At 43.8% G+C, this 14,004-nt stretch carries 13 protein-coding genes; 7 read left to right on the forward strand and 6 right to left on the reverse strand.

The window, feature by feature from the left end; all coding sequences use genetic code 11:
* Position 1: 1 nt before the first annotated feature.
* Positions 2 to 316 carry a colicin D domain-containing protein gene (locus JGK36_RS21450; RefSeq protein ID WP_293197974.1) on the reverse strand — a complete coding sequence of 105 codons (315 nt, stop codon included), beginning with the start codon at positions 314 to 316 and terminating at the stop codon, positions 2 to 4.
* Positions 317 to 419: 103 nt separating this feature from the next.
* On the opposite strand from JGK36_RS21450, the gene galT reads away from it, so the two are divergent.
* Positions 420 to 1,442 (forward strand): galactose-1-phosphate uridylyltransferase, encoded by a 1,023-nt coding sequence (gene galT / locus JGK36_RS21455; protein ID WP_293192512.1) that lies wholly within the window; start codon positions 420 to 422, stop codon positions 1,440 to 1,442.
* Between the two features lie 160 nt (positions 1,443 to 1,602).
* Here the strand turns inward: galT and JGK36_RS21460 are convergent, their stop codons facing one another.
* Together JGK36_RS21460 and JGK36_RS21465 are read right to left on the reverse strand one after the other, a co-directional pair.
* The gene (locus tag JGK36_RS21460; RefSeq protein ID WP_293184022.1) at positions 1,603 to 1,887 is read right to left on the reverse strand and encodes a hypothetical protein; all 285 of its coding nucleotides are present in this window, start codon (positions 1,885 to 1,887) and stop codon (positions 1,603 to 1,605) included.
* A gap of 161 nt (positions 1,888 to 2,048) precedes the next feature.
* Positions 2,049 to 3,020, reverse strand: coding sequence for an acetamidase/formamidase family protein (locus tag JGK36_RS21465; protein ID WP_293197971.1), 972 nt, complete (start codon positions 3,018 to 3,020; stop codon positions 2,049 to 2,051).
* A 680-nt stretch (positions 3,021 to 3,700) separates the two neighbouring features.
* Between JGK36_RS21465 and JGK36_RS21470 the strand changes: the two genes are divergently transcribed.
* From JGK36_RS21470 to JGK36_RS21480, 3 genes are all read left to right on the forward strand, one after another.
* On the forward strand, positions 3,701 to 5,485 hold the full coding sequence (locus JGK36_RS21470) for a metallophosphoesterase family protein (protein WP_293197968.1): 1,785 nt from the start codon (positions 3,701 to 3,703) through the stop codon (positions 5,483 to 5,485).
* Positions 5,486 to 5,751: 266 nt separating this feature from the next.
* Positions 5,752 to 6,999, forward strand: coding sequence for a DUF262 domain-containing protein (locus tag JGK36_RS21475; protein WP_293197965.1), 1,248 nt, complete (start codon positions 5,752 to 5,754; stop codon positions 6,997 to 6,999).
* Between the two features lie 13 nt (positions 7,000 to 7,012).
* A complete protein-coding gene (locus tag JGK36_RS21480) occupies positions 7,013 to 7,654 on the forward strand; it encodes a HEPN domain-containing protein (RefSeq protein WP_293197963.1) in 642 nt (213 codons plus the stop codon).
* A gap of 158 nt (positions 7,655 to 7,812) precedes the next feature.
* On the opposite strand, the gene JGK36_RS21485 is transcribed toward JGK36_RS21480, so the two are convergent.
* Positions 7,813 to 8,937 carry a DUF4336 domain-containing protein gene (locus tag JGK36_RS21485; protein WP_366039301.1) on the reverse strand — a complete coding sequence of 375 codons (1,125 nt, stop codon included), beginning with the start codon at positions 8,935 to 8,937 and terminating at the stop codon, positions 7,813 to 7,815.
* Positions 8,938 to 8,960: 23 nt separating this feature from the next.
* Here JGK36_RS21485 and JGK36_RS21490 point away from each other — a divergent pair, with 23 nt between their 5' ends.
* Positions 8,961 to 9,188 (forward strand): hypothetical protein, encoded by a 228-nt coding sequence (locus tag JGK36_RS21490; RefSeq protein ID WP_293184072.1) that lies wholly within the window; start codon positions 8,961 to 8,963, stop codon positions 9,186 to 9,188.
* A 185-nt stretch (positions 9,189 to 9,373) separates the two neighbouring features.
* Here JGK36_RS21490 and JGK36_RS21495 read toward each other — a convergent pair whose 3' ends face one another.
* Positions 9,374 to 10,174 carry a Uma2 family endonuclease gene (locus JGK36_RS21495; RefSeq protein ID WP_293184036.1) on the reverse strand — a complete coding sequence of 267 codons (801 nt, stop codon included), beginning with the start codon at positions 10,172 to 10,174 and terminating at the stop codon, positions 9,374 to 9,376.
* A gap of 119 nt (positions 10,175 to 10,293) precedes the next feature.
* Between JGK36_RS21495 and leuB the strand changes: the two genes are divergently transcribed.
* On the forward strand, positions 10,294 to 11,379 hold the full coding sequence (gene leuB, locus JGK36_RS21500; protein ID WP_293184039.1) for a 3-isopropylmalate dehydrogenase: 1,086 nt from the start codon (positions 10,294 to 10,296) through the stop codon (positions 11,377 to 11,379).
* Positions 11,380 to 11,774: 395 nt separating this feature from the next.
* On the opposite strand, the gene JGK36_RS21505 is transcribed toward leuB, so the two are convergent.
* On the reverse strand, positions 11,775 to 13,253 hold the full coding sequence (locus tag JGK36_RS21505; RefSeq protein ID WP_293184041.1) for a bifunctional orotidine-5'-phosphate decarboxylase/orotate phosphoribosyltransferase: 1,479 nt from the start codon (positions 13,251 to 13,253) through the stop codon (positions 11,775 to 11,777).
* Positions 13,254 to 13,382: 129 nt separating this feature from the next.
* Between JGK36_RS21505 and JGK36_RS21510 the strand changes: the two genes are divergently transcribed.
* Positions 13,383 to 13,772 (forward strand): pentapeptide repeat-containing protein, encoded by a 390-nt coding sequence (locus tag JGK36_RS21510; protein ID WP_293184043.1) that lies wholly within the window; start codon positions 13,383 to 13,385, stop codon positions 13,770 to 13,772.
* Positions 13,773 to 14,004 lie beyond the last annotated feature (232 nt).

Here is a 14,004-nt window from a genome sequence, read left to right on the forward strand (position 1 = left end):
TTTATCCACCTCCAATATCTCCAGTCGCACTTAATTCAGCAATTTGGGCAGAATTCAGTTTCCAGCCGCTAATAAAATTGTCTCCTGCGTCCACTATAACATTTAAATTAGTCGCAGGGTCAAAGTAGTGCTTTACAGGTTGCCTGCGATAAGTACCCTCAATCTCCTGCACTCCCTGTTTCTGGACATGAGTTTGAATAGCTGCCGCAAATGCTGCTGCTGTCTGCAAATTGTAATTGCCTGAAACACCAAAATCGGCAGCGTGTTTGAATTTCTTCTGAATTTGACGTTCGGATACAGGCAAATTTACAGACATATTCAAGTCAAGATTTGTTAAAAATTTAGATTTTACCGTGACATCAGGCAAACTCTTATCTTACCATAAGAAACGGCTCAACCCTGCAACAAAAGGTAAGAAAATGTCTGAACTTAGACAAAATCTAATTACCAGAGATTGGGTAATCATCGCCACCGATCGCGCAAAAAGACCTGACCAATTCGCCAACACAAAAAAAATACCCGCATTCCTACCCTCACACCGCCCCGATTGCCCGTTTTGCGTGGGTAACGAAGAAGATGGCACATTAGAAACTTGCCGTTTGGGCGATCGCACCGGCTGGAAAGTCCGCGCAATTGGCAACAAATATCCCGCCCTGTCGCCGACAGCAGAACGGATCAGGATATCATCGGGAATTCACCGCATGATGTCGGGAATCGGCTTTCACGAAGTAATTGTCGAACACCCGCGACACGATTTGACGACTGCTTTGTTGACCGTTGAAGAAGTAACGGACATACTTTTAGTATACCGTCACCGCTATTTAGAAATTAGAAAATATCCCCACGTTGAAACAATTGTGATCTTCAAAAATCACGGGGAAAGTGCCGGAACTTCTCTCGAACACCCTCACTCGCAGATAGCAGCGACGCCCGTTGTCCCCAGCCAATTTCGCAGCCGCATTGATGCAGCAGTTCGCTATTTTGATGATACGGGAGAATGTCTGTTTTGCAGGACTTTGGAAGATGAATTGGCGGCAGGTGAAAGAGTAATTTTTGAGAGCAAATATTTCGTGGCTTTTATTCCTTACGCTGCACTTTCACCGTTTCATATCTGGATTTTTCCGCGCCGACATTCGTCTTCCTTTGATGATATTACTGATGCGGAAATTACGGATCTGGCTGATACTTTGAAAACTGTACTCGCTCAGCTTTATTACGGATTGAACAATCCCGATTACAACTATAGTATTCGTTCCGTGCCGACGGCGGAACAGGCAACAAAATACTTCCACTGGTATATCGCCATTATTCCCAGAGTGACCAAGCAGGCTGGGTTTGAGCTTGGTAGCGGAATGTTTATCAATACTGCTTTACCCGAAGAAAGTGCTGAGTTTTTGCGATCGATCGCAATTCCTATCAACCCTAATTTTCGACCAACCTAAAGTATAAAAAGTTACAATTTATCAAGGAATGTCCGAAGCGAAGACGGGAGACAATTTAATGATTTTCAATCATCGGTTGAAATAGACAATTTAAATCTGCAACAGCTTAATTGACACTCAAAATTTATCAACCTACAAATATTTATTAATATTACCGAACTCACAACAAACTTTCGACATACTGCCAACAGTCATCGCTAAAATTAGCTTTCAATATATCTCTAATTTTAGCATCGAGCGACAATCTCGCCTCGCCAGACTCAGCACTCTCGGCGATTTCGCAACTCTCATCAGATAAATTTTCTTGGAGGTGGGCGAGAGTATTGGCAAAATTAGCCAGAAAATAATGTTCATCCACCCACGCTGTCGGATCTGGGATGGCTGGACTTCCAAAAGCCCGATCGACTAAATCTTGTTTTGCAGAATCGTCAGTCTGGTTTTTCATGGAACCCATTTAGATAGAATTTGCAACCTATCCTAATCTTAAGCTAAATTTTGAACGCTGGTGCGATCGCGATCGACGAACCGCAGTGATAAAAATGTGTAATTTGTGCGATCGCGATCGAGGTTGTTTTGGCGATCGGCTGTTATCATACCACATCACGGCTAGCGATCGATAATTTGCACATTGGGCAAAATCGATTTAGGCACCATTGCGTGAACTCCTTTGCGGGGATTATTGACAGCCTGAGTAATCCGAAAATTGGCGGCGAGGGAACAGAAAACATAGGCATCTTCTTCTTGAAAACCTGCATATTTTTGTAGCCAATTAACAGTCTGTTTTACCGCCATATCAAATGCATCATCTAATGTTTGACCAAAACCCATAACTACAATATGAGTAGGAGTTTCCGCAAACGGAAATATATAAAATAAATCCTTACGCAAGATGATTTGAATAGTCCCATTCATCGAAGTTTCAATCGCCGTACCATTAACTTCGCCATCTCCCTGTGCCGAATGTCCGTCGCCGATTGACAGCAAACCGCCACGCACCGCAATAGGTAAAAATAACCGCGTTCCTGCTTGCAATTCCTGATTGTCCATATTGCCGCCGTAGCGTTGTGGAGGAATAGAAGAACGGTTGATTTCAAAATCTGCAACACCGATAATTCCGAAGAATGGATGCAGCGGAATCTGGACGCCGCTATTTGCCGGAAATTCCGCAATCTTTTGTTCTAAATCTAGGGGAATAAACCGCAATTTAGGGTCAGGAAAATATTCAGGTAAAACTCCCCAACCAGCGCGAATTGCATTGAATCCTACTGGTAAACTTGGGTAAACTTCCTCGATGTGAATTTCTAAAACGTCTCCGGGTTCAGCCTCATTAACATAAATCGGGCCTGTTAGCAAGTGCGGGCCCGGGCCGACTTTGCGGTTGTCAGGTAAATTCTGACAGATATCTAAAAATTCCGGCGTCAAAAATTCCGGCGGGGCCTTGTCAGCAACATAATATCCTGAATAGGTTTCGATATCGATGCGATCGCCCGAATCGACAGTTAAAGCAGGTTCTAGCTTGGGAGAGAAACCACCTAAGTGTACGGTTTTGCAGTTAGCTTTGAGAAGGTGGTGAGTCATTCGATTTTAGATTTTAGATTTTAGATTTTAGATTTTGGATTGGGGGATTGTTCGATTTTAGATTTTAGATTTTGGATTTTGGATTGGAGAATTGGAGGATTGTTCGATTTTAGATTTTGGATTGGAGAATTGGGAGATTGGGGGATTGTTCGATTTTAGATTTTAGATTTTAGATTTTGGATTGAGGGATTGTTCGATTTTAGATTTTAGATTTTAGATTTTGGATTGAGGGATTGTTCGATTTTAGATTTTAGATTTTAGATTTTGGATTGGGGGATTGTTCGATTTTAGATTGGGGGGATTGGGGGATTGGGGGATTGGGGGATTTTGTAATTGTTAATGAATTGGTGAATACCTCATCTTTGGGAGAACCGCTATATTTGAGATTAATAGTTGAGGTTTGTGGGGTGCATCTCATGTTTGGCAAATATATGTGTAGGGGCGAAGCATGACCGCATTCAATATGAGATTATAACTAATAACTTATCTGCGGTCATGCTTCGCCCTCCTCAAAAGTCAGATCCACCCGGTTTGTGATATCTGAGATATTCTCAGAATTTCTTAACTTTTTGATAACTTTCGTAGTCTAAAATTCAAAGCGGGGGCGGGTTTATATATATTGGGGTTGGGAGTTATATTTTACTGTTGAACTTTCCCCTACAGATTAATGACAATAACTTATGTTAACACCATTGCCCGATAAATTAGAAATACCCCAAGGTTCTTCTCGCAACCTGTGGTTTTTTGCTGTTTTGATTTTGATTGTCCTATTCCTAGGTTTGATTATGCAATCTTTCCTCAACAAACCCAAACTTTTAACCGATCCGTTTCTGCAACTTCCAACAACTAACTCGGTGCGAGTTGTTTGGTTTACCGAATTTTCCGGGACTCGGAACATTGTTGCTTACGGCGAAAACTTGAGTAAAATTGCGACTGCAAATACTACCAAGCTAAGCCGGGTTCGGGAAGACAAAGACTCGCACATCTCCGATGAAATGAAACAGGGCATAATTGATAACAATCCAATTGTCCGCCACATCTGGCGCCACGAAGCAGAAATTACTAATTTAATGCCCGGTGTTCGCATTCCTTATCTAGTGACTAGCGAAACGAAAGATGGTGAATCTGTTAGCAGCAAAGTTTTCAGCCTTTCTCCGACACCAGCAGCGGGAATTGGGCTAAAAATCCTATTTACTTCCGATCATCAATTGATGCCGATGACAGCGGCTAATCTCCAGAAAGTAGCACAAACAATTGATAAAGTTGATGCAGTTTTCATGGCTGGTGATTTAATTAATATAGCCGATCGCGCTTCCGAATGGTTCGACGACGACCGAGGCCGCGCTTTTTTCCCGGGTTTGCAAGGCCGCGCCTTCTCCGAAATCGACCAAAAGGGCATCAAAACCGTGTACAGCGGTGGCGAACTGATCCAACACGCGCCTATATTTCCGACGATTGGGAACCATGAGATTATGGGTAGGTTTTCAACTAGCAGCAGTCTCAACGACCAGTTTAATGACCCTTTTCCCCGCGCTGCTGTGGAAAAAATATATCCATACCTCACTCAAAAATATGGGATGAAAGACCAAGATGTTTTGTTAAAAAACAATAGTTTTAATAGTGATACTTACAACGAAATTTTCAGTTTACCAAGTGAGAAAAATTATTATGCTGTGACGTTTGGGGACGTGCGGTTAGTGACTTTGTATGTTACGAATATCTGGCGGACTCCCAATTTAGATCCGGGGGCGAGAGGCAGGTATCGGGAACGGGACGAAGATTTTGATCGTCCTGAAAAATGGGGATACGGACAGCATATTTTTGAGCCAATTGCCAAAGGTAGCGCTCAATATTCTTGGCTGGAACAAGAGTTATATAGTGCGGAATTTCAGCAGGCTAAATATAAAATTGTGATGTTTCACCATCCACCGCATTCTCTGGGTGACAATATTGTACCTGCTTATACTGACCCAGTGCAAATAGTCGATCGCACTTTGGACGGCGAGATTAAGATGGTGCGTTACGAATATCCGAAACAGCAAGATTATCTGATTCGGGATGTGATGCCGCTGCTAGAAACGGCGGGCGTGCAGTTAGTTTTGTACGGACATTCGCATTTGTGGAATCGGTTTGTGAGTTCCAGCGGAATGCACTTTTTAGAGACTTCCAATGTGGGTAACAGTTACGGGGCGTTTGCGGGGAGAAAGCGCCGATTTGTGCCGCCTGGATATGGGGAGGATTACAGCGCGATTGGAGATCCGAACGGATTGGAACCTGTGATGCCAACAGTTGCACCTTTGTTGGGGAAAGATGGGCTGGCATTGCCGTATATTGATAGTAATGATATTACGGCTTTTAGTGTATTTGACACGGGGAATGCTACGGTTAGTAGCTATTATTTTGATACGCGGAAACCAGACTCGGAAGTGGTGAAGTTTGATGAGTTTAAATTGAAAAAATCGTGATTTTGTGCTGTCAGGTTTGTAGTGAGGACTGAAGTCCTCAGTATTCGTAGGGTGCGTCGCTATCGCTCATCCCAAATAAAAATGAAAAATATGACAGCGACGCACCAATAGACAATAGTTTAATACGCTGTGGAAGTTACAAAATTTATGAGTTGGGAAGAAAACTCTCTCGTTCTCGGTCAAGAGTCAACTTCAGTCTTTTGACTTCTGCTATACTTAGGTAATAGATAGTCTATCCAAATTAAACTCACGAGTAGAGTACAGTCATGCCCAAACAAAAACTCTTGGAAAAACCAGAAGAAGTAATCTTTGATAAAGAAGATGAATATTTAGATGATGAGCTGGAATCTAATGAAAAGCCACAATCGATATTAAAAGAAATTTCAGAAATCATTGTAGGTAGCACTGATTGGACAACAACCAGCATCCTCGATCTAATTATGCGGGAAAACATTCAACTCAATCCAAGATTTCAAAGACGAGATGCTTGGGATATAACTCGCAAAAGTAGGTTTATCGAATCAATTTTTCTAGGATTTCCCATTCCAGAAATAGTTTTAGCTTCTCCTGAAAAGAGGCGCGGAAATTTTATAGTTCTTGATGGCAAGCAACGCTTGCTTGCCATCCTGCAATTTTATGGAATGAGCGAAACTCCTAATGATAGTTTTGCTTTGGCAAACTTAGAATTTAGACCCGATCTCAATGGTTATACCTATAAGGATATAAAAAACGATGTTGTGTTGAGTCCCGTACTTAATGTACTCGACACTCAAACTATTCGGACTACATTGATTAGAAACTGGCGTACAGAAAGTTTACTATACAAAGTTTTTTTACGCCTGAATTTAGAGAATACTCCGCTATCTCCCCAAGAATTGAGGCAAGCATTGCATCCCGGAGATTTTGTCAATTTTTTAGACGACGCATCAATTAAAAATCAGGCTTTAAGAACAATACTTAAATCAAAAAATCCCGATCCTCGGATGCGCGATGTCGAATTGTTGCTGCGGTATGTAGCCTTATATTATTTTTTATCCGATTATCGCGGGAATCTTAAAAAATTCCTGGACATGACCTGCGAAAAACTCAACAATAATTGGGACGAACGAAAAATCGAGATCGAAGATACAGTTAGCGAATTTGAGAACGCGGTGCAAACAACCATTGCAATATTTGGAGAAGAAAATATATTTCGCGTATGGTCTAACACTTCTAATACTTACCGCAAAAAAATGAATCGAGCTATTTTAGATGTAATGGTTTTTTATTTTTCATATCCCGAGATAGGACAAGCTGCTAAGAATAATAAGGAGCGAGTAGAAAATGCTTTTAAAGAGTTATGTTCGTCCCCTAATAGCGAATTCAGAGACGCTGTTGAGAAAAGAACAACTAGCATTCGCGAAACTCATACTCGTCTCTCACTGTGGGGCAAAACTTTGCGAAAGGTTTTAAATTTAGAGTTTTATGTCCCCGAACTCGCAGATAACCGCATTATCTTTAACGGGTTGTGGTAAGTTCTTAAGCAGTATGCCAAAATCCGTCAGATTTCGTACTCTAACTAAGGAGTTGAATAGGTTAAAAAAACAATTCATTCCTAAGATTAAGCCCGGACATTTTTATTCCCCCAGACAGTTAGCCTTAACTCTTGCCTACAGAGTTTTAGCTCATGCCGAAATTGAAGCTTATCTAGAGGATAGAGTTTGGGAAGCAGCCCTTAATGCTAAAAACAATTGGGACAGTCAGGGTAAGACTTGCTGTACTTTGATATGTTTGCTTGCCTTTTCCGGTCAAATGATGGAATTACCACCAGATACACTAAGTCCAACAAAGCCAGCTAAAAAAATACCGGATGAGAAAATAAAAATCAACAAAAAGATAGATTTAGCTATTAATAGTTTTAAGCGAATCATTGACCAGAATCATGGAATAAAAGAAGCTAATATTCTGTCGTTGCTTTTGCCAATAGGAATCAATTCCGAGAATCTAAATATTTTTGGGCTGGCTACTATGAATACCTTTGGGGAAGACAGAGGTGTTGCAGTCCATACTTCAGCTACATCCCCAACAACTATTAGAGTTCTCAATCCCATAAATGAATTGCAGAGGGTAGAGCAAATTATTCAAGAACTTTTGAAGGTGGATGAGTTGATTAATGATTTAATGAGATAAATGAATAAATTTCCAGTAATTGTTAAGGGTTTTATCTTGGCGATGGGCTTCTAGCCGGAACGGGCAAGATGCCCGTTCCACAATAGTTGAATTTTTGAGTGCAACAGGCATCTTGTTTGTGCTCAAACAGCTTATTCAGAATTGTCAAAAATATCAGATTAAACCTTCTCTTTTGCAGGCGGAACTAAACCAGTTTTATTCAAACCAGCATCAATATCCCTCAGCAATTTAAAATCATCTTCCGGTAAAGAATTACCAACCGAGTGTTTTTCCAGAAATGAGAATGCTTGGCGAAATTCGCGGGGCTTGCAGTCGATCGCGGGATCGAAGTGACAAGGTACAATCCGATCAAAGTCCCAACTCGCGACTTTATCCACCCAATCGAGAGTTTCCCTCGGCGCGCGGTTGAGAATCAGAGTCTGCAACACCGGCGCTACCAACAACCGCCCTCCTCCGCGCAAAGCCTCGAACGATCGCACCCAATCAGTTTGCCACTTAAACGGATACAATCCAAAATAAGCTTTTCTCGATCGCTCTGGCGCTTTCAGGGCGCTGGCTAACACCCCCGACCACGGCGGCACCTCCAACACGCTAGGGCGAAAATACATCGCAAATAAGGCGATTCTCTGCCACCCTTTGCATCGATTTTCCTGGGTGTCTGCCACCACATCCAAAGCGGTGTCTTTGGCGTGAAATAGCAGCGGGTACGAGTCGAGTTGGAGAATCGCGGGCGGGTTTTCGGGAATCGAAACCACAGAATCTGTTAACATTAGCGTGCGCGATTCCCTGTGAAATAACGCAACTTCCGCAAAAAAGCCTAAACCGAGGTTCAGCGGGCCCAGGATTGCCCAATCAAATTCATCTGCAAGGGGCGTGTTGCTGCTATCCAAAGGCAGTACAGAGGTGCGTTTACCGGGCAAACCCAGCCAACTCAGCGGCAAATTTAGCGGAAAACTCCATTGCTTGGGAGTGACAAACACCTGCGCTTCGGGAAAACACCTCGCAAAGGGGCCGACAAATACCTTATGTTCGATGCCCGAAACCGTTGTCAGCAGGATATACTTAACCTCGCCATGTTCTGCGACTAACTCGTTTAGCAAGCGGATGCACTCAGGAGTCGGCGCGACGGGGGCGTAGACGAGAAGGCCTTCGGATTCGAGTTTGATGACTGTCATCCGAATCGGCACAATGACGTAGAAAATGCCTTGTAGTTGGTCAAAAGTCCAGATTTTGTCCTTGACTATTTCCTTGCGGATTGTCCGTCGCCTGCTGTAGGGATACATTGGAACAATTGGCCAAAAGGGCCATGAATAGTCTCGATTGTCAATCTGTGCTGATGTTGGTGTGCTTTCCCCGTCTGTCACTGGTGCGACTCCTTGCCGATTTTTTGTACGTGCGTGCGATCGAACTTTTGTTATTTTATTTCAATCTTGTTGCACGGATGCGAGGAGTTGAAAAGCGGTTATGGGCGATTAAGATCCCGATAGCTGCGCCGCGCCTGCTTTTGGAATACTCAAACAGGACTTACGGATGACTAGAAGCCCGGTTTCTCAGAAAATTTGCGTTTATTAAGCTGTTCTGCATTTAAATTGCATCTCAAAAAAATCAGACAATGAGTGGGGTGGGCGTCCCGCCCGCCCTGAATATACAATTTAAATGTGCGACAGCTTACGATAAATATACCAAGAAACGGTTTCACCAGGGCTGAGTGCGGGACTATTAAACCAACTGTTCAGGATCGATACCTAATTCCCGCAACCGCGCCGCTAGCCTTTCCTCTCGCTGTTGAGATTCTATAAGTTGCTGTTGATATTCTATCAGTTGCCGTTCCGCAGCAGTTGCCCTTTCACCCGGACTCAAAATCAACCCTCCTTCGGCCGTAAACCACCGCAACCACAAACGATTCATACTCTTATAAGTGCCTTGCCACCACCCTAAACTCAACTGCAACTCAGGAATAAATAACCGCCCATCCATTAATTCTGCCGGTTCATAATGACCACCTACAAGATGAAAAGCTTGCAATTCATCCGTGTAGCGACTGAACACAAAATAGTAAGGAATCCGCAAAATTTGTTCGTAAACTTGCCACTTAGTCGGCGGTTCCCCAGCTTGCTGAACAGTCCGGCCCAAATCTTCATCCTCAGTTCCCGGCGATAGCAATTCCACCACCACAAACGGATTTACCCGTTCTTGCCAAACTACATAACTCAAACGCATATCGCGCCCTTGATAAAGCCTGGGCACACCCACCGCAGCAAACCAATCCGGGCGTTTATGCCAGCGCGGCTGTGTTGCATCGTAATACAAATTTAGGTCGCTGGCTGTAAATACTTGCTCCGCATCCCATCCAGGTGGCAAAAACGTGAATTCCAAGAGTTGCGGCTGATCTAAATGAAATGTATCAGGCAAACCGGGCTCCTTTGGGTCTTCGCTAGGTAAATCATACATTGTTGGCAAACTCTGCCGGGGGTCTAGAGGCGGTTCAGCTTGAGCAGGCGGGTAAGTCGGGAATGTCATAATGAATTCTGAGGTTGCTTATCCTGATATGATTATAGCCTTGTGAGAATGTCTTGGATTGCCAAAGAATTCCCCTTAACTCTCAATCTCAAATCTCAAATCAAAACTCCTAAATCGATATGACTCAAAACTACCGCATCACTCTTTTACCAGGAGACGGCATCGGCCCTGAAATTATCGCTGTAGCGGTAGATGTCCTGAAACTTGTCGGCAAACAATTGGACATCGGCTTTGAATTTCAAGAAGCATTAATGGGCGGCGCTGCTATTGACGCCACAGGCAATCCGCTACCGGAAGAAACTTTGGAAAAGTGCCGCAACAGCGATGCGATATTATTAGCAGCTATCGGCGGTTACAAGTGGGACAATTTGCCCCGCGAACAGCGTCCGGAAACTGGATTGTTAGGACTGCGCGCCGGATTGGGATTGTTTGCAAATTTGCGTCCTGCAACTATTTTACCGCAGTTGGTTGATGCTTCTTCTTTAAAAAAAGAAGTTGTCGAAGGTGTGGATATTATGGTGATCCGCGAACTCACTGGCGGCATTTATTTCGGCAAGCCAAAAGGCATTTTTGAGACGGAAACCGGGGAAAAACGCGGTGTGAATACGATGGCTTACACCGAGTCGGAAATTGACCGCATCGGGCGCGTGGCTTTTGAGACGGCCCGGAAGCGCGGAAAAAGGCTGTGTTCGGTTGATAAGGCGAATGTTTTGGATGTTTCGCAACTGTGGCGCGATCGTATAATTGCCCTTTCTTCAGAATACCCCGATGTGGAACTTTCTCACCTTTATGTTGACAACGCAGCCATGCAGTTAATTCGCTGGCCGAAACAGTTCGATACAATTGTCACGGGTAACTTATTCGGCGACATTCTTTCGGATGCGGCGGCGATGCTAACTGGTAGTATTGGAATGTTGCCTTCTGCGAGTTTGGGTGCAAGCGGCCCGGGAGTTTTTGAACCAGTACACGGTTCCGCGCCGGATATCGCCGGACAAGATAAAGCTAATCCCATCGCCCAAGTTTTAAGCGCTGCAATGATGTTGCGCTACGCCTTAAGTCAGCCCGAAGCTGCTGATAAAATTGAGCAAGCGGTTGTGGCAGTTTTGGATCGAGGTTATCGCACTGGTGATATCATGTCGGAAGGTATGAAACTGGTCGGTTGTCGGGCGATGGGCGAGGCTTTAATTGAAGTTTTGCAAGGTTAATCGAGAATTTCATAAACCTGCCCCCGCCCAACAAACAATACAAAACATTGTAGGGGCGGGTTCACCCAAATTCAACGGCAAAAATCGAGAATTTCATAAACCCGCCCCCGCCCAACAAACAATACAAATGTACCCAAATGTGTCCTAAAAAAATGTACCCAAATGTGTCCTAAAAACATGATAAAAAATTCCCGACTTCTAGGGGGCGAATTCCCCAAAATTTAACGGCAAAAATCGAGAATTCCATAAACGCTTCCCACCCAACAAACAATACAAATGTACCCAATTTTTTAAGATTAAATGTTGCTTTAAATAACGGCGAAGGAGGGCGGGTTTATGAGATTGTTTATGGTTTTCATAGATGTCGGCGAACCCGCCCCTACAACAATTGTGACTTAGCCTTCGGCTGTCAACATATTAAATTGTTCGGTATCAATGCGATTTGCTTGATACAAAATCTCAGCTATTTCAGAAAGTGCTAGCACAGAATGTGCGCGATAACCGTTAGCCTTCAATTTATCTTTCACTCCCTGTTCGTGGTCAATCAAAACCACAATATCTTCCACATTCAACCCCGCAGATTTTAACTTCCCCGCACCTTCCATCACGCTTTTACCGCTAATCAAAATATCATCGACTACGACAATCGTTTCTCCAGCCTGAAAATGCCCCTCAATTAACTTACCCGCACCGTAGGTTTTCACTTCCTTGCGCGGGAAAATCATCGGGCGTTCCATTCGCAATGCTAAACCCGTTGCTGTAGGTAAAGAACCGTAGGGAATGCCCGCAATGCGATCGAATTTTAAGTCTTTGAGAATGTCTGCGTAGGCGCTGACAATTTGATGGAAAATTTGTGGAGTTGAAATGATTTTTCGCAAGTCAATGTAATATGGAAATACAGCGCCCGATGCTTGTACGTGGTCGCCAAAAACTACGCAGCCAATGTCATAAAGTTGCAAGATTAAATCGCGGTTGGGTTCCGGTTGCAAAAAGCAAACATCCGGTAGCCACAATTCGCAAGTCGGACTTCCTTCGATCGCGCGCAGCCTCTCTTTGTTAATATTATCCCGTAATTTCTCAATTTCTCGGCGTGGCTCTTTCCCCGCCAACAAACTTGGGGGGACTGGCAGCAATAAACCCTCACCATTCTTGCTTAAACCGGCCGCCAGCAGTTGCGCGAGGTCGTTTTCTTCTGTCAATTGATTTTCTCCGGCGATGTCTCCTTCAACTAAAATCAGCCGTTCGGGAGCAGCTTGGCGGATTCGCGCCAACATATCCGGCATTACTCCTATTGCTAAACCCAGTTGTTCGGGAGTTCCCCAAGTCTGAGATACTCGGACTAATTGCAAGTAGAAAGGGTTTTCTGCTGTCGGATATTCTTGCAATTCGGCGGCCGACGGGTTGGCCGTGGCACAGAGGACAAAGACTGTTTTTCCGGGATATAATAAAAATGGCGCTACTTCATCGAATCCCGCGTAAGGACTTAAGGTAATAGCGTCAAATTGCCAGTCTTGAAATACGGTTTTGGCAAACACCGTGCTGGTGTTTAAATCGCTGTGTTTGGCATCTAAAATTACTGGTATGTGTTCTGGAATAATTGTTAATATTTGTTGCAGCAGTTGCCAGCCGGGAATGCCGAGAGATTGATAAAAACCGAGGGTGATTTTGCAGGCGCAGATTAAATCGGCTGTTTGGTCGATCGCACTTTTGAGCCTTTTCAACAAATCAGTTACAAAACTTTGAGTTTCCTCGACAGTCATCGAAACCAGTGCTGGCAAGGTTTCCGGGTCTGGGTCGAGGGCTAAATACAGCAGACTTTGATTGATTTCAACAGCCGCTAACAGTTTATCAAAAAAATTTGTGCGATCGCTCATAGTTGGTTTGTTTGGTAACGAAAAATTACAAATTAACATCAGAAAGTGGGATTGGTGTTGTGCCGGAATAAACCGATCGCCGTTGAAGTTTAAATTAAGAATCTTTTATAATTGTAGAAGGTAAAGACTATGAAATCTGTAACTTTAGGAGCGATTTCATTTGGACTGATATTCGGGCTGGCTACAGCGGTGATTGCAGGGAACCCCCAGCAAATCAACCAGTTGCTGCAAACTAACCAATGTCCGGGATGCGATTTGAGAAGCATTCCCCTTCAGCAAGCGAGTTTAGCAAATGCCGATTTGCAAGGGGCAGATTTGAGAGGATCGAATCTCAGGGAGGCTAATTTATCCGGGGCAAATTTGAGTGGGGCTTCACTCAGCGGGGCTTCTTTGCGGCAAGCTAATTTAGCAGGTGCTGATTTGACTGAGGCTAATTTGACCGGAGCCGATTTGACGGGGGCCAATTTGGAAAATGCTAAGCTGAAAGGGGCTACTTGGGTTGACGGTAGTATTAAATAAGCTGTTGTATCGCCTTTCTGGTGTAACATGAGCTGCTAATAGGGCATAGGGCATAGGGCATAGGGCATAGGGCATACCTCATTTATTTGAGAAAGGCTGTACACTTAAATTGAACTTTTGGGCAGCGTCGAAGGCTACCACACAAGAGTTAAAAGAAAATAAGTGTACAATAAATAAAACCCCAAGCTAAAGCAATGTCGGCTTTAGAATGTGGACAGTAATTCAACAGTTG

It is taken from the genome of Microcoleus sp. PH2017_35_SFW_U_B, assembly GCF_020737865.1.
Lineage (GTDB): Bacteria > Cyanobacteriota > Cyanobacteriia > Cyanobacteriales > Microcoleaceae > Microcoleus.